The organism is Vibrio sp. SCSIO 43137 (genome assembly GCF_028201475.1).
GTDB lineage: Bacteria > Pseudomonadota > Gammaproteobacteria > Enterobacterales > Vibrionaceae > Vibrio.
Genome location: NZ_CP116383.1, coordinates 2,907,303 through 2,930,596 on the forward strand (window position 1 = coordinate 2,907,303; position 23,294 = coordinate 2,930,596).

Genomic DNA, 23,294 nt, shown 5'->3' on the forward strand with positions numbered 1-23,294 from the left:
CGGTATTTTTATGGCGAGTAGCTCAAGAGCTCAGTTCTCTTCTAAATTTGGTTTTATTATGGCAGCGGCAGGCTCAGCCGTTGGTCTCGGAAATATCTGGGGATTCCCCACTCAGGCAGCAAGTAATGGTGGTGCAGTATTTCTGTTCGTTTATCTGGCAATGATCTGCCTGCTCGCTTATCCAATGCTGGTGGCGGAACTCACCATTGGCCGTTACGGTCAATCCAATCCAATTCGTTCAGTTCAGTCTGTACTCAAGAGACCTAAAAGTATCTCGGTTCTGCTGGGACTATTGGGTATGACGGTGGTTTCTTTAATTCTCTCTTTCTACGCCATTGTAGCGGGTTGGCTGGTAGGTGCATTTGCCGGAAGTGGCTTTGAACTTATTGGTATGCATAATGCAGCTCAGTGGGTAAACAGCTTTGGAGAAGTCCGTAACCTTCTGCTTATGGTTATCTTTATATCCATGACGGTTTATGTTGTACGAAGTGGTGTGCATAACGGTATAGAAAAGTGGTCTACCCGTTTGATGCCAATGCTTTTTGTTCTGTTTGGCCTGCTGATCTGCTACATCTTTACTCAGCAAGGCGCAATGGAAGGGCTGAAGATGTACCTGATCCCTGATTTCTCTGCTATGACCCCGGAACTACTGGTTAATGCTCTGGGTCAGTCGTTCTTCTCCCTCTCTCTCGGCGTATGTGCCATTATGGTTTATGGCTCTTACCTGAGCAAAGAGGTTAATATCCCTAAAACAGCGGCTCAGGTTGCCCTGATAGATACAGGAGTGGCAGTTTGTGCCGGACTGCTGATACTTCCGGCTATGTATGTCGCCCGACATAATGGGGTGGAGATCTTCTCTGCCAGCGGTGAACTGCTGAGCTCTGATACTCTGGTGTTTACCGTTCTGCCAAGCATGTTTGAGACAATGGGAACCCTTGGTACCTTTGCCAGCCTGATTTTCTTTTTACTGATGATCATTGCGGCACTTACTTCATCCATTTCTATGCTTGAGGTGCCTGTCTCTTGCGCCATAGAGCAGCTGAACCAGAAACGAAGTACTGCGGTACTCTGGATTGCAGGTATTATCACTATCTGCTCAGCGGTTATTATTGTTAACTTTGAACAGCTGTTTGGCTTAGTTATCCAGCTAACTACGGTTTACGCTCAGCCTTTGCTGGGCCTCTGTTTTGCTTTATTGGTTGGCTGGGTATGGAACCGCAATAGTCTGCTGAATGAACTTCGTCAGGGCTATCCTGACATTGAGCAGAGCCTGTTCTGGAAGATATGGCCTTACTATGTACGCCTTGTCTGTCCGTTATTAATGTTACTGGTCTTTTTTGCCTGACCAATGACACTCAGAGTGCAGGCTGATAATAGGCCTGCATTCTGTTTTCATTAAGGGATAAAAATCACTTCTGCCAGTGTACCTGCCACACTAACACCTCTCTTTAGCCGAATGTAAAAATACCCGCCTGTTCAAAGCCCTGTACCAGATACCTGCTACACTTTTATTTGGTAGATAGTTTGTCTAATCAGGAAACAAAACTGCGGGCAGCCTGAGTATGGGGATAAAAAAACGAATTCTTCTGTTTGTAACCTTATTTGGCATAGGCGCCGGAGCAGTGGCGATAGTACTCAATCAACTGATGCTGAAAAGCTCTCTGATCTCTCTTCAGGAAAAACAGGTCCGCACTTCTGTAGAACTGGGACAGTACAAAATAAACCAATTAATTCATGAGATGGAACAAGCCTCTCTCGATCTGGCTCTGTTTGCTTCTGAGATGTATCAAATCAAGCAGGATCAATACAGTATTGATGCCACCGAACAGATGATGAAAAGTCATCTCACCAGCGTATTCCGGAGAAATGAAAACAGTATTGGCGGCGGCATCTGGTTTGAACCCTACCTTTTTAAACCTGACTTACGCTGGTTTGGCCCTTATGTCCATAAGCAAGGGGACGATATTGTTTTTACCTGGGATCTCAGTAATGCAGAGTACGATTACCACAACCATAATTGGTACAAAATTGCGTTTCAGAACAATAAAAAGAATGACAAAACAGTCTACTGGAGCAAGCCATATTACGACGATGCCGGTACCGAAGCCCTAATGGTGACCGTTACCAGCCCGGTGCTTGATAATGACGGAGATAAGATTGGCGTTGCTACTGTCGATTGGGCGATACATCACCTTGCCGATGTGGTGGAGAGTATTGAGTTCACTGAAAACGCCTCTTCATTTCTCATTAATAGCGTAAGCAGACTCTATCTCTCTTTTCCTGACGCTCCGCAATTACACCTTCAGCCAGTGACAGAAAATCACTGGGGCAGCAAAGTACTAAATGCCGTCGCGGACAATCAGGTCGATAAGCTGGAGCAGATCGAGTTTAACGGTCAGTCTGGTGTGGTCTATTTCCGCTTAACCAAACAAAATTTGGTGTTAGGCGTGTTCCTTCCTGACAGCGACTATATGGGACCAATTAATGAATACACCAGAGTAAACCTGTTGCTAAGCGGTGTCTTGTTGGTGGTTTTTCTTTTTGGTCTGGCCTATACCCTCAACAGGTTGTTCTCTCCGCTTAGTGAGTTAATTGATGAGATCAGCGCATCAGTCTCGTTCGAAGGTGATTCAAACCACATCAGGGTAAAACGCATTAATGAAAAAACCGTCAGAGAGTTATCTCCAGTGATAAAAATGCTGAACAGCGTCTATGACAACATTAATGACTACACGGTTCAGATAGAGAAAAATAACAGCGTACTGCTGGAACAACAAAAAGAGATCAACGAACTCAACAACTACCTGGAACAAAAAGTCAGCGAACGGACCTACGAGTTAAAGCAAAAAAATAACAAGATCACTCAGGTTCTGGAAGAGTTGCAGGAGACGCAGAACCAATTAATCGAGATGGAAAAAAACGCTGCTCTGGGGCAGTTGGTCACCGGCATTGCGCACGAGATCAATACACCGGTTGGCGTATGCGTCACTGCCACGTCTGTGCTTAGTGAGCAGTATCTGAATATTAAGAAACAGCTGGATGCCAGTACGCTGACGAAAGAGGCCATGGACGATTTTCTGCAAAGCGTGGATGATGTTGCGGAGATCATGGAATTTAATCTGAACCGGACCAAAGAACTGATTGAAAGCTTTAAACAAGTCTCAGCCGATCAGTCCGTTGAGCAACCCCGGGTATTTAACCTGTCTGACTATATGAGCCTGATAACACATTCACTGAAACTCAATTTAGAGCAGGCAGCCGTTAATGTGGAAATATCCTCTGCCAAAAATATCTTAGTTGACAGCTATCCCGGAATTCTTTCCCAGATAATGAATAACCTGATAATGAACTCAATTAACCACGCATTCTCAGGCGAGCAACAGCGGTTGATCATCATCTCTATTAAAGAGGAGAGTAATAATATTATCCGCATAACCTATGCTGATAACGGTAAAGGAATGGACAAAGAGACCGCAGCCAGGGTATTTGAACCCTTTTTCACTACTCGCCGGGGTCAGGGAGGTATCGGGCTGGGAATGCATATCACCTATAACCTTATTACTCAAAAGCTGAAAGGGTCCATCTCTTTAGATAGTACACCCGGAGAAGGCACACGTTTCACTTTACAGATACCGTTTCCCCGGGCGGAAGCGCAAGCTTAATCAGACAGTTAATATGCTTTCATCTGAATGGTTTAAAACAAACGCCTTTATCTCATCAAGAGCCGACGGGCGGGCAAACTTAAATCCCTGATACCGTTTGCAGCCACGCTGCTGCAGAAACTGTATCTGTTCATCCGTCTCAACACCTTCTGCAATGACACCCACTCCCAGTGATGATGTCATAGCAAGAATAGCCTCTACAATAGCCGCATCGTTGGCATTAATATTGACGTCTTTAATAAAAGAGCGGTCTATTTTTAAGGTATCAAACGGCAATTTATTGATATAACTAAGAGAAGAGTAGCCTGTTCCGAAGTCATCCAGAGAAATAGCCACACCTAACTTATGTAACTGATCCATTTTTTCAGAAATATCATCTATATCCTGAATAACCACACTTTCTGTAATCTCCAGAACCAACTGGCAGTTGTCCAGAGCATACATCTGCATGATCTCTTCTACCTGATTAACAAAATCTGATTGAAGAAAATGACTCGGGCTGATGTTTACCGCTATTTTTAAGCGGTTTTCTCTATTCGAATCTGCCATCAGACGGCTACATTCATCAAGGGCGAGATGCAAAACATAGCGGCCGATTTTATCGATTAAACCAGACTCTTCCGCTACAGGAATAAAAATATCAGGGCGAATAACTTTGCCGCCGGGGTGCTCCCAGCGCAACAGCGCTTCAACGCCGGACACTTCTCCGTCGCTGGTAACCTGAGGCTGATATTGTAAGTAAAGCTGCTTATGCTCCAGAGCCTGATTAAGTTCTCTGACCATAATGGCGCGGTCTCTGACCACATTCTGCATCTCTTCATGGAAGATACTGAAACCGCCCTTCTTCTTCTCTTTTTCCTTAATATGGTACATGGCCGTATCAGCCTGCCTGAGCAGATCGTACACCGTCTCTTTTTTGCTATGGCAAAACAGTTTTATCCCAATAGAAGCTGATATTTTTAGCTGCTGATCTAAAACCGACATAGGTTCACTAAGCACAGTTAATATTTGATGGGCTTTCTGATTGGCTACATTTGTCGCTGTTACTGAGTCAGGGTCAAGCTGACTCATGACAATAACAAACTCATCACCGGCAAGGCGTCCGATAAACTGCAGTTCAGACTGACACAGTTGATTAAGGCGATTCGCAACAATTTTCAGCACAGAGTCACCTACCCCGTGTCCGTACAGATCATTGATCTGCTTAAAATTATCTAAATCGAGAAACAAAATTGCGCTGACATGTCTGTGCTTCTCCAGCTCCTTTAGCTCTTGTTCAAGAAACTCAATTAAAGCAAACCGGTTAGGTATTCCGGTTAGGTTGTCATGCATCAACTGATGCTTAAGTTGCTGCTCAATACGTTTGCGCTCGATAATTTCATGCTTCAGGTTCTGGTTACTGTGCTCCAGCTCCAGTGAACGACTCTGTACACGGGCATCCAGCTCCAGCGCCAGAGTATTAAGAGACTGGCGGGCATTCACCAACTCCTGGAGACTCGGAATCCATAAACTGACGCCACGAAACAAAAATAGCAGCCCTAACGTTCTGCCTACCGCTTTTTCAAGAAAGGCCTGAAGCTCTGTATCACCAATAATCAGATAATCATTTAATGCAGGAAAATTGTCTGTTATGTCCAGAATAGAACTAAACAGAAGTAATCCAAACCCTATCACTACGTAATTTACCCCCGGTTGCTCACGGATATACGCGTACCGGGTTCCTGAAAAAATGGTATAAAAGATAAATGTTGTTAGGATTGCCCCTACCACTTCCAACAAGATATCAAGCATACTCGCTTTAACGCCTTTTTTATCAATAAAATTAGTCGCATAGGTTATTTCATAACAAGAGGGATTGAAACAACTATTTGCAAAAGCTGTGCACTCTTTGTTCGATCAGAACAAAATACAAACAGTAATAAAATCTTAAGCTTACATAAATGAAACAAAAAGCGCCGCTTGTCGGTTGTTATACTGTACAACGCTTCAGGATGTCGTTATCATCCCTGCGCAGCAACACAGAGTTATTGCAGGCATAGGCTGGCTCACAGTCAGCGGCTTACCATTTGCAAACGGATTCAGGCAAGCTGAAAGGGTAACTCTTCTGTAATCAACAAGTATGCCGAGATGGTGAAATTGGTAGACACGCTAGCATGAGGTGCTAGTGCCTTAGGGTGTGAGGGTTCAAGTCCCTCTCTCGGCACCATAACATTACTTAAAAGTTTGAAATCACTCTTATCTCAGGAAGAAAAGCGTCATATTCTTCTCAGGCAACTTGCCCTGAGCGGACTTCTGCACCTTGAATTTCAAAAACTGAATAAGAAAACTGCTCTTTCCCTTTCCGAATGCAATCAGATAATTCAGGACTGGATTAAAAAACAGTCCCGTTCCAATCAGTACAAGCTTTTAAAGAAAAAACTGAAAACCTTACTGCAACACACACAGGGAACAAACGTTGATCTGGAAAGTATGTTGCTTGAACTGATTAACTATCATGACGAAATTAAATCTACTGATCTGGAAGAGTACCTTCTGCTGATCCGTTCTATTGAGACCAGCCTGGGTACCACGGTGATGATATCCACCCCTGAAGAGGTGGATCTGAACTATCGTGATGGCAAAAGCTTTATTTGCGTGTTAAGCCATGACCTTAACAGTCACTTTTCATCACAGGGTAAGATGCTCAAACCCATTACCTTTCTGGCAAAAGTTTCTCTGTTTGAACGTTCTTCACTGGCTACTGCGGTCTATAAGTTCAATACCTTTAATTATCAGCCTCTTTACGATGATGAAGCCTTTGTCAGGTTTAATCTGGACAAAAACCTTTCAGACTAGGAGTGAGCAGCTAATACCGGCGCTTACTGCCATTTTTCTTTCCAGTGCGGATAATTTAATAAAATTTTATCAAACTCGCTGAGGGTTTCGCCGTCACTTTTCTGCTTTAGTTGATCAATTGCAGATTGAAGCTTCTGTACGCTTTCAACATCAGAGTTTTTATTAAATGCGTAGTAAAAAGCAAGAGAGCCCAGCTCCATTACAACTTCATAATCACTGATATGCATCGCCAATTTATGCATCGACCAAAGGGCAACTTTTTCTTCAAATGCCCACAGCTGAACCCGGTCAAACTGCAACATTTTTGCCAGCGCTTCGCCTGAGTTACCGTGATAAATCTTGTCGCTGGTAACACCTTTTTCCATTAACAGCTTTTCACTAATATCATTGATAATTGCACCAATGGTGTATTTCTTCAGATCACTTTCGTTAGTTAACTTTATCCCTGAAGACTTCTTAGCAATTAATACAAACCGGGTATCTACCACAGGGCCAACCCACTGAAACCGGTCTTCTCTTTCAGCTGTGCGGGCTATAGTCATCAATACACTATTGTTATGATTTTCCACGGTGTATAGCGCCCTTGCCCAAGGTTGAAAATGGATATTTTCGCCCGCTATTTTTTCTCCAGATAGTGCTACCGCCCTTAACAAGAGATCTATCGATACTCCCTTATATTCGCCATTTTCAATAAAGCTATATGGCGGATAGATATTGGCGTAATAGTTTAGTTGATTAAGCTGCTGCTCTTGCGCATATGCCTTATTCGACACTCCACCGGAAACAAAAAACAGACAAAGCATAAGGCAGAAACCGGACAACAGACGCACTTTATTCTCTGTCCGGAAAAACACATTCAGGAAGGCCTGTAAGAGACTAAAAATAATACCAGCCAAACCCTGACTCCTGTTACGTTAAAAGATACGCATAGTATATCTTCTCCGGATAGATTTTTAACGAGTAAACCCGTAAACCGTACGCTATTCATATGATTTAGATCTCATAATTAGTCCACTTTGTCCAAACAATAAGATCAAATTAAACAATAGCTTAATAAAAGAACAATTCTCTTTATTGACAATAGTGTTTACAAGAAACCTTAAAGATGCAAAATAAATGCATCTTTAAGGCAGAGGCTTCCGTATGCATATCACCCGATACACAGACTACTCATTACGGGTGCTGATCTTTTTAGCAATCAATAACAACAGGCTGAGCACCATTAATGAAATTGCTCAGAGTTATGAAATATCTAAAAACCACCTGATGAAAATTGTTCAGCAACTAAATCAGCAAGGATATCTACTCGCTATCAGAGGAAAGAACGGTGGCTTAAAGCTGGAACGTCCGGCAAGTGACATCAATATCGGCCAGCTAGTCCGCCAGCTGGAAAATAAAAACAAGCTTGTTGAGTGCTTTGGTCAGGACAATCAATGTGTCATCACGCCAAACTGCCAACTCAAGCAGATATTCGCACAAGCTCAAGAGTGCTTTTTTCAGGCACTGGATCAATACACCCTCAGTGATTTAACTGGCGGACAAAATAAACAGCCGCTGACTGACCTGTTGGCAATTAGCCAATAACCCCTTACCACGCGGCACAATGAGAACCGGACAGCGATATGATTAAAATTTCGGATGCCAAGAAAAAAGTTTCAACTGATAACTCACTGCCATTTCTGCAGTTTGCTTTCCGGCCTTTTTTTCTGTTGGGCGCAATATTCAGTATCTTAAGTTTGTGGGTCTGGAACGGCGCGCTATCAGGTAAACTCGTTGTAAACTTGTATGGCGGAATTCTCTGGTGGCATATGCATGAAATGCTGTTTGGATTTGCCGCCGCTATTATTGTCGGGTTCTTGTTAACTGCCGTACAAAACTGGAGTGGTATTCGTGGGCTTAACGGCCGGTGGTTATTAGGGCTGGTGCTTGTCTGGTTATCGGCAAGGATCGCTTTTTTCTTCCCGGAAACTCTGCCAGCACCGCTAATTGCAGCAATCGATCTGGCATTTTTGCCATTGGCAGCAACGGCTCTGGCCTACCCGATTATCAAAGCAAAGCTATGGCGCAACCTGCTGTTTATACCCATTCTTCTGGTTATGGCTCTCAGCAATACCGCTACTCATTACAGTGTCGTGGAAAATAACTATCTGATAATGAACAGTGCCAGCAGCTTTATGGTACTTTTGGTCACTCTTGTTATGTGTATTATGGGCGGCAGGGTGTTTCCTATGTTTACCGCCAACGGAACAAGAACAACACGAGTTGATTCCATCCCGTTACTGGAAAAATTGTCATTTATCGCCATTTTAGCTGCGGTTGTTGCTGGCTCAGGAGTCGTTCCGTTAGCAAAACCTATTATCGCCTCTCTGTTCGCCTTTGCCGCTATTGTTCATGCTGTCAGAGCATTTCGCTGGAAAATATGGGTAACCTTTAAGACACCTTTAGTCTGGTCTCTTCATCTGAGTTACTGGAGCATAGTGGCTGGATTGCTAATGTACGCTCTCTCAGAAGTCACTACTTTGGTCAGCCATAGTCAGGCTATTCATACTCTGACTGTAGGTGCCATGGCAACCATGATTTTATCAATGATTTCCCGCGTATCACTGGGGCATACAGGCCGTGTTATCGTGGTGGGCAAAGTAATGACGGCTGCCTTCGCTGCCATTCTGATTTCATTTCTTGTGCGGGTTTTCGACCTTTACTTTATGGATGACTACAGCTTAGTGCTACTACTGGCGGTCGTTTTCTGGACGCTAGCCTACGGCTGCTTTGTCGTCATTTATTTGCCGATACTAATCAAGTCCAGAGTGAATTGACTGACATACTCAAGTAACCTCAACATACACAATTTAGCGCTGCATATTGAGATGACTTGGGTATATAGGTAACAAACACACCTTAAGTTGTTTTACATAACCATTAAACCGGAGATTATTATGAGCTGTTGTGGCCAATGTGGCGGAAGTGAGCCAGAAGATAAGAAAAAAGAGCAGGAACAAGAAAAGAGTGAATCTGAGGAGTAGTTTTTAATCACTCCATATCAGACAGAAAAGTCCGCAGATAACTTAGTTTATTTTGCGGATTTTTTATTTTATAGCTTATCCACTTCAAACAATCATTAGAGGCAGATAAATAACCGCAATAAACACCTTTCCTATAAGCTCACAGAATGAGAAACAGGTATTATTATGCAAATAATTTAAATACTTTGATCTGGCCAGTAATTTTGAAAAATTATTTTTTATGCCTTTATCTTGTTAACCTATTTGTTTGAAGCATTGATGGCCTTCCCACATTGACCGGATAAATATTCTTATTATTAGCTCTCGTTATTCTCTGCCCTTAAAATGACTGGTTTGAAAAATTTCACTCAGAGGGCTGTGAGAATGAAGAAAGTTGCCTTTCGCTGGATAGATAAGTATCTCGTTAATGTAAAAATTCAGGAAAATTTTATGATCCTGTTTTTTGCCCCGCTACTGGCGATGGTTATTGTCTCGATGGCACTAAACAGTGCTGCTGATCAGCAGAAAATGACACTGCTTGAGCAGGAACAACAGACCATTTCTGCTCTTATCAAGGCAGCTGATTTACCAGAAAACAGACTTTCTCAGATCCTGAGTACAAGTAACTATGAACTAGCACCAGAGAGTTCTGTAACTAACAACCTGACCATTAAGCCTCAGCCCGGTCTGTTTAGCGCTTTATCTGTTACTCAACTATCACTGATTGCCGGAGCTCTGGTGTTTATCGGCCTTTGTCTCTATTACATCATGACCTTTATGGGCGGTGCGCTATACGAGATGTATATGGCTCTTAAAAGGCTGGAAGATGGTGATTTAACGGCAAGAATTGGCTATGCACCAGCCCGTAACGACTTTAACCTGATTGCCCAGACCATAGACAGGGTGTGCGAACGTGAACATAATCTGGTGAAGGCAACCCAGCAAGCGGTTGCTCTGGTTCAGCAGATCAGTTCAGGACTGCAGCAACGCAGTCAGGAAAATGAACTACTGGCAGGGCAGCAACAAGAACGTATCGACTCTCTGGTCAGCGCGACTCAACAGATGGTTCACTCTATTCGCGAAGTCGCAACCCATGCCCATGACACCTCTTCCCAGACTCAGGAAGCGACTGAAATATCATCAACTGGTCTTGAGCAGGTAACCTCTACCCTTACAACCATCAACCAGCTAAGCAGCGAAATTAACTCTGCAGCGAGTGCGGTAAGCGAGTTGGATCAGAACGCTATTCAGATCAACGAAATGGTTTCAACCATTAATGCCATTTCTGAACAAACTAACCTGCTCGCCCTGAATGCCGCTATTGAAGCAGCCCGTGCTGGCGAGCAAGGGCGTGGCTTTGCTGTCGTTGCTGATGAAGTCCGTACTCTGGCGGGCAGAACTCAACAGGCAACAGTAGAGATCCAGCAGTTGATTGAGTCACTACAATCAAACAGCCAGTGCCTGCTTAAAATGACTCAGCAGACAGTAGAAAATGCCCGGGTAAGTGAACAGATGATGAACTCCGTCAGTCAGGATATCGGTATGATCTCTGATAAGAACCAGTTTATCTCTGACCGCAGTACTGAAATCGCAGCGGCTGCCGAAGAGCAAGGTGTGGTTTCTGACTGTATCGCCAGTGATGTTGAACAGGTTCGTGTTCAGTCTGTTCAGGTTGCCGATATGGTGACTCAGTCCGCCAGCGAAATTGAGCAACTGAATAAGCAAACGGCCGCTCTGGAAGAGCTTATGAAAGGGCTAAAAACTTAACCATACTCTCCCCTGTGCCGGCAGTCATACGCCGGCACAAGTTTCTCCCGGAAACCAAAACTTAACTACTTATCTGTCAGCATAGAATCACGCTGCTATTGATTCGGGACAGATATGAAACTGCTAATACCATTACTTTCACTGCTGTTAATTTGTGGAGTTTCAATCTCTGCTGAAACGGACAACTCAGATAAAATACAGGCTACTCCCGGTTCGCAAAATAAGAATAAAATTGAGAAGCCAGCCAATTCAAAGCCCGAGACAAAAAAAGAAAAGCTAAACAAAATCCTGATATTGAATATGTTGCTTAGGCAGAAAGCTAACTCCGGCAACTAGATAGCTTAACAAATCGCACTCTTTGTTATTTCTGGTCTGGATTTTGCTTTAAATAACTAAGTCAAAAAGATTAGCGTGTTAGACGAGTTTGTATGAATCCTTTGGCGACTAACAGTACAAATGTGATAGCATCGGCGTAAATTCTATGAAAATAATTAATCAGATTATGGAACATGACGATCCCATCCAGAGAAGGCAATTTTTCAGGCTGAGGTATCCAAAAAATGAACGACCAAGAGCTAAGGTTCTGGGTCATGATTACTGGGTCTGTGAAATATCAGAGCAAGGTACCCGGATCCTGTTTACCAACTCACATCCGGTTTCCAGAGGTGTGACTATTTCGGGTACCATTCGTTTTCACGATGGTGAAGAGATCGAGATAAAAGGTAAGGTACTTCGTCTGGAGGATGATTCTGAACTGGTGGCCCAACTGATTAAAGGCCCGGATCTGAAACGCATGACTAAAGAGCAGCTCTATATCCGAAAAAAATATCCCGGTTTTTTTCAATAAGCAAAAAGAGATGGCGCTCGCTAAAGAATCCTGATTGACTCCATATACACAGCCTTCTGACCTATTCAGAAGGCTGTTTTGTTTCTACTGAATTGTAATAACTGTCCCGACCAGACAATTTTTCTTCTGACCTGCGCAATATAAATCCCCTTTCTAAGGTCACTTCTAAATATACCCAAGTGACTTCAAGATGCAGGATTCAGAGCTGCATCAAGATGTTCAGTTCAAGGAAGATAACTGTAGGAATGGCCACTCCCTTTCAAAGTTATCTGACACAGAAATGGGCATCTTGATGCGCTCCCGAAGGGCGAGTTATATTGGCTCCTGCTTTGTGTTACTGATTCTTACCGTAGAATGACTATGGCTTCAAATCAGTGCCTTGATCAGAAGCCAATATATTCTCGCTGAATAAGTATCTTGAGGTTACTTGGGTATAATAAAACAAATCCTTTAAATCAGTGTCATATAAATATCACCATTTGTTCATCTCAATCTCATATTGAATGACCAAGCTGACAGCAACTTTTGGGGTTTATGGACAATATTCCGAGGTAAATATGCAGCAAAATGTTAGCCCTTTTCGACTACCAAGAAAAACACCATTCGGCTTAGGGGAGTCTATTGCAGAGTGGGCAACCGGATTAAGCACGCTAGATAAGCTTTATGCCCAGCGTCCGGCAGGATGTGATACCCAAGCATTTCTCCGCTTCACTTTAGAAGTGCTGGGCATTGACTATCAAGTAATGCGCGGATCGCTTAATCAGGTTCCGCAGGAAGGTCCTACTGTTATCGTCGCTAACCACCCCCTTGGCGGAGTAGAAGGTGTTATTCTGGCGGAAATGCTGCTGACTGTACGCAGTGACGTTCAGATACTTGCCAACCATTACCTTAAAACCCTGCCGGAACTGGATGAGCTGTTTATCGGTGTTGATGTTTTTGAAGGAGCCGGAGCCGTGCGTGCCAATATGAAGGCACTCAGGGCAGCAAACAAACATCTGGCTGACGGCGGGCTGCTGCTGATGTTTCCTGCCGGTGAAGTCTCGCAACTGGTTGACAGAAAGCAGGGTAAGTTGGAAGACAAAGAGTGGAGCCGTTCTGTTAGTTCCCTGATCAGAAAAAACAAGGCCGTTACTGTGCCTATGTTTATTAATGGTCAGAACTCTAAACGTTTCTATCTGGCAGAAAAAATCCATCCTATGTTGCGCACCCTGATGCTTGGGCGGGAGCTTCTGAATAAGCATGATCAGCCAATTTCTATTGCTATTGGTGACCAGATTAAATTTAAAGAAGTTAATAAGCTGGATGACAAAAAGCTGGTTAACTACCTCAGGTTAAATACTTATCTGCTTAACTCAACAGCAGAAGAGCAGCTTAGTCAGATATCAGATGGTTCAGGCGAAACCGCCGTTGCTGACGCACTGCCGTTACAGCAGGTGCTGGATGAGATCGATCAACTGGCTGCAGAAGATCAGTTGCTGGTGAGCAATGAATTTGAGGTTTACTGCACCCGCTCTGAAAAGATCCCTGCGGTTATGCATGAAATCGGCCGGCTGAGGGAAAGCAACTTCAGAAAAGTGGGAGAAGGCACCGGTGAAGCGCTTGATCTGGATGACTTTGATAAAACCTATCTGCAATTATTTATCTGGGATCGTAAAAATCAGCGTCTTGTCGGTGCGTACAGGCTTGGCTTGGTAGATAACATAACCGAAACTCAGGGCCTTAACGGTCTCTATTCCACAACCCTGTTCCACTACGACAAACGCTTTATTGATAAGATGAACGGTGGCAAAGCTATTGAAATGGGACGCTCTGTTATTGCAGAAGAGTATCAGCGCAGCATGAGTGCCCTGCTACTGCTCTGGAAAGGTATTGCCACCTATGTTCACCATAATCCGCACTATAGTCACCTATTTGGTCCGGTCAGTATCAGTAATGACTATAGCCACGAAGCAAGACAGCTTCTGGCAGAAACCATGACCCTTCACCACTACGACGCAGAAACCGCTGACTGTGTGAAGGCTTCCAACCCACTGCCAAGCAGAAATACATCATGGAATACCAGCCTGCTGACAGCACTCGGTGATCTTCAGTTACTCTCCCGTGTTATTGCCAGACTGGATAAAGGTAAGGGTGTTCCGGTTTTGCTCAGACAGTATCTGGGACTAAACGGGAAACTGGTCTGTTTTAATGTCGACCCTGCTTTTAACGATGCTCTGGACGGGCTAATTGTGGTTAACCTGAAAAAGGTACCGCGAAAAACTCTGGGGCGCTATATGGGTGCAGAACAAGCAACTGAATACCTGCAAAGCCATGGAGTAGAAAGTTAAGGCTCTTGTTCTGAATAGGAGCTCACTTAGGCAGACATCGAACACAAACACGCGTAAACCCGTCCATGGGGCTCCGCCGCGTCATCCCTGACGCGGAGGGTTTGTTTATCGATATCAGCCTAATGTCAGAGGCAAAATACAAAAAGATTAAGCCCCGAACCAAAATGATTACGGGGCTTCTTTTTTAACCGATTGCTCAATGGCAGACGTTAGTAACTACACAAAATATGCTCAGGCATCAGAACATTGTGAACCGCCTGCTTAAGAAGCTGATTGGCTTTCTCAATATCCGGTGCAAAATATCTGTCTTTATCGTAGAAAGGTACTTCTTCCCTCAGAATTGCCTTAGCTTTCTCAATTCTTTCTGAAGATTTGTTTGGCGAACGGAAATCCAGCCCTTGTGCCGCTGAGAGGTATTCCACCGCCAGAATTCCACGGGTGTTTTCCGACATATCCCTCAGCCTGCGTGCCGCGAAAGTCGCCATAGAGACATGGTCTTCCTGATTGGCCGATGTCGGCAAACTATCAACAGACGCAGGGTGAGCCAGCGTTTTGTTCTCACTGGCCAATGCTGCCGAGGTTACCTGAGCAATCATATAACCAGAGTTCACACCGCCATTATCAACAAGGAATGGCGGTAACTTACTCAGTGCACTGTCAATCAGTAAGGCCATTCGTCTTTCAGACAAACTGCCGATTTCTGCAATGGCAAGAGCCAGATTATCCGCTGCCATGGCAACCGGTTCTGCGTGGAAGTTACCACCAGAAATAATGTCACCATCTTCAGCAAATACCAGCGGGTTATCGGACACCGAGTTCGCTTCAACCCGTAAGATTTCGGCAGCGTTTCGGATCTGTTGCAGACAGGCACCCATCACCTGTGGCTGACAACGCAGTGAATAAGGATCTTGTACCTTTTCACAGTTAACATGGGATTCGCAAATCTCACTGCTATGATCAAGTAGGTGACGGTAGACCGTCGCAGCATCAACCTGACTGCGGTGACCACGAACGCGGTGAATACGTGGGTCAAATGGTCTGCGGCTTCCCAGTGCCGCCTCTACTGACATAGCACCGCAAACCACTGCGGAAGCAAACAGATCCTCCGCTTCAAACAGACCTTCAAGGGCAAATGCCGTTGACGCCTGCGTTCCATTTAGCAGAGCAAGCCCTTCTTTCGGTGCCAGTGTAATTGGCTCAAGACCGGCAATTTTAAGTGCTTCCAGACCGGAAATAATCTTACCGTTGTGGCGTGCATGCCCTTCGCCCAGCAGCACTGTACTCATATGAGCAAGAGGAGCCAGATCGCCGGAGGCACCCACGGATCCCTTTTGCGGAACACATGGGTAGACCTGTGAGTTAACCAGATCCATCAACGCCTGAATCACCTCCAGACGGATACCGGAAAAGCCGCGGGACAGGCTATTGATCTTTAGCACCATCATCAGGCGAACGGTTTCATCGGCCATATATTTGCCGATGCCGGCCGCATGAGAAAGAACAATACTTTTCTGCAGCGTTTCCAGATCGTCGGGGGCTATCTTGGTGTTTGCCAGCAAGCCAAAGCCGGTATTAATACCATATACGGTACGTTCTTCAGCGATCACCTGTTCAACCACCTGAGTACTGGCTTCTATATCGGCAATAGCATCAGGGTTAAGTGACAGATTGACCGGAGCGCGGCTGATACTGCGTAGCTCAGACAAAGACAATTGGCCGGGGTTAAGTTGTAGATTAATCATATTATTCATTTCCTGATACTGACTTAGGCTTTTAATTCATCATTAAGCATTGGCAAATCCAGCCCCTGCTCTTTGGCACACTGTTTAGCGATATCGTAACCGGCATCAGCATGACGCATTACGCCTGTTGCCGGATCGTTATGCAGCACGCGTCCGATACGTTCTGCCGCATCATCGCTGCCATCACAGCAAATAACCATGCCAGAGTGTTGAGAGAAGCCCATTCCCACACCACCACCGTGGTGCAGAGAAACCCAGGTTGCCCCGCCAGCCGTGTTAAGCATGGCATTCAGCAGCGGCCAGTCAGATACGGCATCTGAACCATCCATCATACCTTCCGTTTCACGGTTCGGGCTGGCAACAGAACCTGAATCCAGATGGTCACGCCCGATTACCACCGGCGCTTTCAGTTCGCCATTCTTCACCATCTCGTTAAACGCCAGACCTAAACGGGCACGATCTTTCAGACCCACCCAGCAGATTCGCGCCGGTACGCCCTGAAACTGAATACGCTCACGCGCCATATCCAACCAGTTATGCAGGTGCGGATTATCAGGGATCAGCTCTTTTACTTTCTGATCGGTTTTATAAATATCCTCAGGATCACCGGACAAGGCTGCCCAGCGGAAAGGACCAATACCTTCACAGAACAGAGGACGGATATAAGCGGGAACAAAGCCCGGGAAATCAAAGGCATTTTCGACGCCTTCTTCCAGCGCCATCTGACGGATATTGTTGCCGTAATCCAGCGTTGCTGCGCCACTCTCCTGAAGTGCCAGCATCGCCTTAACCTGTATGGCCATCGACTGTTTAGCCGCTTTCACTACACCCGCTTCATCCGTTAAACGCAGCTCAGCCGCTTTTTCCATGCTCCAGCCTTTTGGCAGGTAGCCGTTTAGTGGATCATGTGCTGATGTCTGATCGGTAACAACGTCCGGAGTAACGCCACGTTCAACCAGTTCAGGGAAAATATCAGCCGCATTGCCAAGCAAACCAACCGAAACAGGAGTCTCTGAGTTCTCAATAATAGCTAGAGCTTCATCCAGTGATGTTGCTTTCTTATCGACATAACCTGTTCTCAGGCGGTAATCGATACGGGATTCATCACACTCTACCGCCAGCATTGAGAAACCCGCCATGGTCGCTGCCAGTGGCTGCGCACCACCCATGCCGCCCAGTCCGCCGGTAAGGATCCAGCGCCCTTTACTCTCTCCGTTAAAGTGCTTTTTAGCCACAGAAACAAAGGTTTCGTAAGTGCCCTGAACAATGCCCTGAGAGCCGATATAGATCCATGAACCGGCCGTCATCTGGCCATACATCATCAGTCCCTGCTTATCCAGCTCGTTAAAGTGCTCCCAGTTTGCCCAGTGAGGAACAAGGTTTGAGTTAGCAATCAGTACTCTTGGTGCATTTTTGTGGGTCGGAAACACCCCGACAGGTTTACCGGACTGAACCAGCAGTGTCTCATCCTCTTCCAACCTTTCCAGCACCTCGACAATTTTGTCGTAACACTGCCAGTTTCTTGCTGCACGACCAATTCCACCGTATACCACCAGCGCATGAGGGTGCTCAGCCACATCAGGGTCAAGGTTGTTCATCAGCATACGTAGTGGCGCTTCAGTCAGCCATGATTTCGCGGTTAGCTCGCTGCCTTTGGCAGCCCGTACAGTACGATTCTCATCAAGACGAGGGTTTGTTTCCGTCATTTCTATGTTCCTTTATTGGTTATTTCCGGGCTCTGTTCTGACCGGCCCGTGTTTTTTGCCAGACTATTCACCTGACAACTTGTTAATTGCCGTTGAATCAGACAGGCTATTGGCAATATCCCAGCACAAACGGGCTGCCAGCCTTGCAGTCTGATTATCGATATCAAATTCGGGGTTATATTCGGCTATATCCGCCAGAACCAACTTCTGGTTTTGCTCAAGAATTTGTTGCAGCAGAGGCGCTATCGCCTCATAGCTGACTCCTCTGGCTGCCGGAGCACTCACTCCGGGAGCTGTCGCTGCCGGGAACACATCCAGATCAATGGTGAGATAAATCAGGTCGCACTGCTGCATAAAGCGGCTCAGACTGAGGCTATGTTGTTCTGTCTTTTGAAAGGTGAGATCGTTATCTTCCACGTACCAGACATTAAGCTTATCTGCCCGGTTAAACAGACTGGCCGTATTAGAAGGCCGGCTTACTCCCAGACAAGCGTAATGAAACGGCCAGTTATTGTTCCGGCAGTACTCAGCAACCTGATAGAAAGGCGTTCCGGAACTTGGAGCAATAGGGTGCTCATCGCTGTTAAAGCTACGCAAGTCAAAATGGGCATCAAAATTAATAATGCCGATAACTGGTGGTTGCTCTTTATCTATCGCGCCAGCTAGCCCCTGAAAAGAGGCCCACGCCACTTCATGGCCGCCTCCCAGAGTGATTACAGGAGCCTGTTTTAGCGCCTTAGTTATTATTCCGGCGCAAGCCTGCTGGCTCTGCTCCAGTTCTTCGTTATCACAAAGACTATTGCCAAGGTCAACTATCTGGCTATTAGTGTGCCAGGCCATATTAGCCAGTGCGGTACGAATAAGATCCGGTGCCTGACGTGCGCCTGTTCTGCCTTTGTTTCTTTTAACTCCGGCATCGCATTCAAATCCCAGCAGGCAGACATCAGCAGAAGTCTGTTTAAGTTCGTCAATATGACAGTGACGGACAATATGGTGAACCCGCTTACCTAACTCACCATCCTCTTTATCGTCACGTCCGCTCCATACAAACGGAGCCTTACGATCACGCATCACACACCTCACCGTTAATCACCCTGCATGCCAGCTTAGACATACCGACCTGATAACTGAGATCCGCAGGATGTTCGATATTCCAGATCGCCAGATCAGCTTCGAAGCCTTGTTTAATCTGTCCTCTGGTTTCCTGAACTCCCAACGCCTGAGCGGCATGAGCAGTCACTCCGCGCAAGGCCTCTTCCGGAGTCAGCCTGAACAGAGTACAGGCCATATTCATCATCAGGCCTAAATCCGTAAAAGGTGAAGTTCCGGGGTTATGATCCGTCGCCAGTGCCATAGGCACGCTGTACTGTCTTAGCAGTTCAATAGGCGGTTTTTGCACTTCATTAAGAAAGTAAAAGGCGCCCGGTAACAGGGTTGCAACGGTACCGGATTCAGCCAGAGCCTGAACTCCTGCTTCATCGAGATATTCAATATGATCAACGGAGAGTGCTCCATACTGAGCCGCCAGTGCACTGCCACCCAGATCACTGAGCTGTTCAGTATGACCTTTGATGGCAAGACCGTGGTTTTCTGCCGCAATAAACACCTGCTCTGTCTGTTGCAAATTAAAGCCGATGCCTTCGCAGAACACATCCACGCTATCAACCAAGCCTTCACCAGCTGCAAGTGGAATCATCTTGTCACAGACATACTCAATGTATTCATCGGCCCTTCCCTGATACTCAGGCGGCAAAGCATGGGCGCCAAGCAGTGTGGTGCTTATCTTGATATCGTTGTTGGCTTCCAGCCGCTTAGCAGCCCTAAGCATCTTCAGCTCTTCCGGCACACTCAGGCCATAACCGGATTTAATCTCAACAGTCGTCACTCCTCCGGCCATCAAAGCGTCAAGCCTTGGCTGAGTCAGATCCACCAGCTGTTCTATCGTTGCATTCCGGGTTGCATTAACCGTAGATAAAATGCCACCACCGCGACGGGCAATTTCCTGATAAGAGTGCCCCTTCAGACGCTGTTCAAACTCTTCAGCACGGTTACCGGCGTAGATAAGGTGGGTATGACAATCAATAAGACCGGGAGTAATCAGCTTGTCGCTGCAATCCAGATGTACATAGGGCTGATCCGCGAAAAAGGTATACAGTGCCGGTTTATCTTCAGATGACTCTGGATCTATGGTTTCGATTCGTCCTTCTGAAATCAGAACCTGCATCGGCTCTGTCACCTGATACCCTTTTGCACCTGGCTGCATGGTCACCAGACGGGCATTTTCCAGTACAAGATTCATACACTCTTCCGTGAACGACTTTATTGTATATACAATTAAAGCAAGTATAGTTCACAGGCAAGAATAGTGTTATGAAAATGTGATCAAAAGTAGAGAATCAGACAAAGCTGACACAGTAGAAACCGCAATCAGCTAAATATTGTGCTAAAGATTTTGGCATCAGGCAGATATCGAAAAACAAACCCTCCGCGCCAAGGATGGCGCGGCGGAGCCCCATGGACGGGTTGACGCGTGTTTGTGTTCGATATTTGCCAAAGTGACGCATATTAAAGAACAGTTATTTAGCTGATAAGCACCTTAGAACTCAGCTGATATTTACTGCCGGGGTGATAGAGTAAAGCCGTGCTGACAAGCTTTTCACTGCTCCATGTACGGCGATTCAGCAACAGACAGGGTTCGCTGTCACTCATTTGCAATGCAGTTCTGATATCGGCTTCAGGCACAATCGCCTCTACCGTATGCTCAATAGCACTTAGCGGACAGTTCTCTGACAAATATTGGTTAGGAGTAATGGAGCTGAAGTCTTGATTTATATAGTCTGGTACGTAGTTAGGGTTAACCCAACGCACTTCCAGTTGCATAGGCACAGAGTCAGCAAAATGGATAATTTCACTGTAATAGACCTGCGTATTGACCATCACACCCAAACGCATAGCAATAGACTCATCTGCGGTTACCTGTTGCTGTTTAATCACCTTGTTCTGGTAACTCTTGCCTCTGGCTTCGACCTCATCAGCGATATTGCGGATATCCAGCAGAGGAGATTCTGCTTTCTTTTCAGGCTGACAAACAAAGGTGCCGCTACGGGGTTTACGAACCAGTTTCCCTTCTGAAACCAGATCACGGATTGCTTTGTTTACCGTCATCCGGCTGACATTAAACTGGCTGGTCAGCTCCAGTTCGGTATTGATTCTGTGGCCAACCGGCCAGAGACCGGACTCAATATTCTGGTTAATGTACTGTTTAATCTGTACATAAAGAGGGCTGTTTGACATAGTTTTGCCGGATTTGACTATACAATTAATCTAATCCTAACCCCTTATCCCCCGCAGGTGCAAGTTCGGCCTGACTTTCTGAGGGCTTAGCAATCGGTACAGCCGATACTAAACCACCGTTAAGCCATCGTTAAACTTATCGTTAAGTTATGCCAGATAATGATCCAGCAGCAGAGCCACAAACAACATCATCAGATGGTAAATTGAGAACTTAAAAGTCTCTATTGCTGACTTATCTTCACTGCGATACTTTAGCTTCCACGCGTGATAGATAAATCCGCCACTCAACACACAAGAGAGGCTCAGATAGATTACCCCACTCATCCCCACCAGCACAGGGAGCAGGCAAACCAGTGACAATAAGATGGTGTAGAGCAGAATACTGGTCTTGGTAAACTCCACTCCGTGGGTAACAGGCAACATAGGAATATCCGCTTTGGCATAATCCTCTCTGCGATGAATCGCCAGCGCCCAGAAGTGTGGAGGTGTCCAGATAAAGATAATCATCACCAGCAGCCATGCATTGCCGTGCAGTTCACCTGTAACCGCTGTCCAGCCCAGCAATGGCGGCATGGCTCCAGCCAGCCCGGCAATAACTATGTTTTGCGGTGTGGCTCTCTTCAGATAAAGGGTATAGACGACGGCATAACCCAATAAACTGACAAGGGTTAACCACGCAGTGAGCGCATTAACGCCCCAGTAAAGAACAACAAAGCCGCAGGCACCAAGCAGGGTGGAGAACAGAAACACTTCGCCGGAGCCTAAGTCACCCGACGGCAGGGGACGCTTATGGGTTCTGACCATAATGGCGTCGATCCTGCGATCAATAAGGTGATTATAAGCCGCTGCGGAACCAGCCATTGCGCCTATTCCTATCAGCCCTAACAAACTCTGTTGAACAGGCAGACTTCCCGGCACCGCCAGACACATTCCCACCACAGCAGTCAGAAGCATAAGAGCGACTACCTTAGGTTTGGTCAGTGTCAGATAAAGGCTCCATCTGGACTGTTCCAGTTCTCGGCTTTGCAGCGCGGACAGGCTTTTACTCATGGGAACCTCCTTTCAGTTCATGTTCAGGCTTCATTTCCTTTTCAGCCCTCAAAGGTATCTGCCGTTTTACCGGCAACAAATAGAGCTGGTAACTGATCCTGACCAGCAAGGCCAGTAACAGTGCTGCGCCAAGGTTGTGTAGTACAGCGACAGGTAACGGCAGATGGAAAACCACATTACTCAAACCAAGGCAAAACTGCACAAGCAATAAAACAGCTAACTGCCGTGACTGAGAAACTAAGCCCTCCCGGTACAACTGCCAGCTAAACAGCAGTAAAACGCAGGCAGAAACAATGGCACCAAACCTGTGGCTGACATGTATGGTCATACGACCGGCGTAATCCAACACACCATACTCATAGTTATCAAACCCCGGCTGATAGAGGGTAAAGGCGGTTCTAAAATCCAGATACTCTGTCCAGTTGCCCTGACAGATTGGCAGGCTGGTACACATAAGGGCGGCGTAGTTGGTTGAGGTCCAGCCGCCAAGAAAGATCTGCGCTACAAGTACCAAGAATGCCAAAACCGTCAACTTTCTGATCATGGAAGAGACTGGTTCTGCCATTTGCTGTAACGAAGCAGACTCTAGTCTGCTGTACATCAGTACTAAAAGTGAAAGCAGGGCAAAACCACCAAACAGGTGCGCTAAAACCACCAGCGGCATCAACTTCATGGTCACCGTCCACATACCCAGCAACGCCTGCCCGATAACCAGAATAGAAAGCGCCAGCGGCAAGCCTTTCGGCTGAGAGCCGGATCTGACGGCGAAGAATGTAATGGCAAACACCAGCAGGCCAAGGGTTCCGGCAAAGTAACGGTGGATCATCTCTATCCACGCTTTATCCTGCTCTATTACCTGTCCCGGAAAAAGCTCTCCCGCTTTTAACTTCTCTTCCTGACTATCAGGTACCGTTAGCTGTCCATAACAACCCGGCCAGTCAGGGCAACCAAGGCCTGCATCGGACAAACGGGTGTAAACACCCAATACAATGACACATAAGGTCAGCACTATGGCGGTTTTGGTTAGTCTGACAAGTATGGCGTCCGTTACCATATTCTTCC

At 46.0% G+C, this 23,294-nt stretch carries 17 protein-coding genes and 1 tRNA gene; 9 read left to right on the forward strand and 9 right to left on the reverse strand.

Annotated elements, in window-relative coordinates:
- Positions 1–58: 58 nt before the first annotated feature.
- On the forward strand, positions 59–1,345 hold the full coding sequence (locus PK654_RS13610) for a sodium-dependent transporter (protein ID WP_443088752.1): 1,287 nt from the start codon (positions 59–61) through the stop codon (positions 1,343–1,345).
- Between the two features lie 217 nt (positions 1,346–1,562).
- Positions 1,563–3,662 (forward strand): sensor histidine kinase, encoded by a 2,100-nt coding sequence (locus PK654_RS13615; RefSeq protein WP_271696400.1) that lies wholly within the window; start codon positions 1,563–1,565, stop codon positions 3,660–3,662.
- Here the strand turns inward: PK654_RS13615 and PK654_RS13620 are convergent, their stop codons facing one another.
- Complete coding sequence (locus PK654_RS13620; protein WP_271696401.1) at positions 3,663–5,453, reverse strand: putative bifunctional diguanylate cyclase/phosphodiesterase; 1,791 nt, start codon at positions 5,451–5,453, stop codon at positions 3,663–3,665.
- A gap of 330 nt (positions 5,454–5,783) precedes the next feature.
- On the opposite strand from PK654_RS13620, the gene PK654_RS13625 reads away from it, so the two are divergent.
- A tRNA-Leu gene (locus PK654_RS13625) sits at positions 5,784–5,868 on the forward strand.
- 17 nt (positions 5,869–5,885) lie between these two features.
- Positions 5,886–6,497 (forward strand): DUF2913 family protein, encoded by a 612-nt coding sequence (locus tag PK654_RS13630; protein WP_271696402.1) that lies wholly within the window; start codon positions 5,886–5,888, stop codon positions 6,495–6,497.
- Positions 6,498–6,520: 23 nt separating this feature from the next.
- Here PK654_RS13630 and PK654_RS13635 read toward each other — a convergent pair whose 3' ends face one another.
- Positions 6,521–7,393 carry a substrate-binding periplasmic protein gene (locus tag PK654_RS13635; protein WP_271696403.1) on the reverse strand — a complete coding sequence of 291 codons (873 nt, stop codon included), beginning with the start codon at positions 7,391–7,393 and terminating at the stop codon, positions 6,521–6,523.
- Between the two features lie 247 nt (positions 7,394–7,640).
- Here PK654_RS13635 and PK654_RS13640 point away from each other — a divergent pair, with 247 nt between their 5' ends.
- The 5 genes from PK654_RS13640 (at position 7,641) to PK654_RS13660 (ending at position 14,440) form a co-directional block, all read left to right on the forward strand.
- Positions 7,641–8,081, forward strand: coding sequence for an RrF2 family transcriptional regulator (locus PK654_RS13640; protein ID WP_271696404.1), 441 nt, complete (start codon positions 7,641–7,643; stop codon positions 8,079–8,081).
- 38 nt (positions 8,082–8,119) lie between these two features.
- Positions 8,120–9,313 (forward strand): NnrS family protein, encoded by a 1,194-nt coding sequence (locus PK654_RS13645; RefSeq protein WP_271696406.1) that lies wholly within the window; start codon positions 8,120–8,122, stop codon positions 9,311–9,313.
- Positions 9,314–9,883: 570 nt separating this feature from the next.
- Entirely contained in the window at positions 9,884–11,266 is a 1,383-nt protein-coding gene (locus tag PK654_RS13650; protein WP_271696408.1) for a methyl-accepting chemotaxis protein, read from the forward strand.
- 481 nt (positions 11,267–11,747) lie between these two features.
- Positions 11,748–12,113, forward strand: coding sequence for a PilZ domain-containing protein (locus tag PK654_RS13655; protein ID WP_271696409.1), 366 nt, complete (start codon positions 11,748–11,750; stop codon positions 12,111–12,113).
- A gap of 557 nt (positions 12,114–12,670) precedes the next feature.
- Entirely contained in the window at positions 12,671–14,440 is a 1,770-nt protein-coding gene (locus PK654_RS13660) for a lysophospholipid acyltransferase family protein (protein ID WP_271696410.1), read from the forward strand.
- Between the two features lie 209 nt (positions 14,441–14,649).
- Here the strand turns inward: PK654_RS13660 and hutH are convergent, their stop codons facing one another.
- The 7 genes from hutH to PK654_RS13695 form a co-directional block, all read right to left on the reverse strand.
- Positions 14,650–16,191, reverse strand: a complete 1,542-nt coding sequence (gene hutH, locus PK654_RS13665) for a histidine ammonia-lyase (protein ID WP_271696411.1) — start codon at positions 16,189–16,191, stop codon at positions 14,650–14,652.
- 14 nt (positions 16,192–16,205) lie between these two features.
- On the reverse strand, positions 16,206–17,888 hold the full coding sequence (hutU, locus tag PK654_RS13670; RefSeq protein WP_271696412.1) for a urocanate hydratase: 1,683 nt from the start codon (positions 17,886–17,888) through the stop codon (positions 16,206–16,208).
- Between the two features lie 63 nt (positions 17,889–17,951).
- Positions 17,952–18,959: a formimidoylglutamase gene (gene hutG / locus PK654_RS13675; RefSeq protein ID WP_271696413.1), complete on the reverse strand. Its 1,008-nt coding sequence runs from the start codon at positions 18,957–18,959 to the stop codon at positions 17,952–17,954.
- Entirely contained in the window at positions 18,952–20,187 is a 1,236-nt protein-coding gene (hutI, locus tag PK654_RS13680) for an imidazolonepropionase (protein WP_271696414.1), read from the reverse strand. The genes hutG and hutI overlap by 8 nt, the downstream gene beginning before the upstream one ends.
- A 281-nt stretch (positions 20,188–20,468) precedes the next feature.
- The gene (gene hutC, locus PK654_RS13685) at positions 20,469–21,182 is read right to left on the reverse strand and encodes a histidine utilization repressor (RefSeq protein WP_271696415.1); all 714 of its coding nucleotides are present in this window, start codon (positions 21,180–21,182) and stop codon (positions 20,469–20,471) included.
- 147 nt (positions 21,183–21,329) lie between these two features.
- Complete coding sequence (gene cyoE / locus PK654_RS13690) at positions 21,330–22,232, reverse strand: heme o synthase (protein WP_271696416.1); 903 nt, start codon at positions 22,230–22,232, stop codon at positions 21,330–21,332.
- Positions 22,225–23,286: a COX15/CtaA family protein gene (locus PK654_RS13695; protein WP_271696417.1), complete on the reverse strand. Its 1,062-nt coding sequence runs from the start codon at positions 23,284–23,286 to the stop codon at positions 22,225–22,227. Before PK654_RS13695 ends, cyoE begins: the two co-directional genes overlap by 8 nt.
- Positions 23,287–23,294 lie beyond the last annotated feature (8 nt).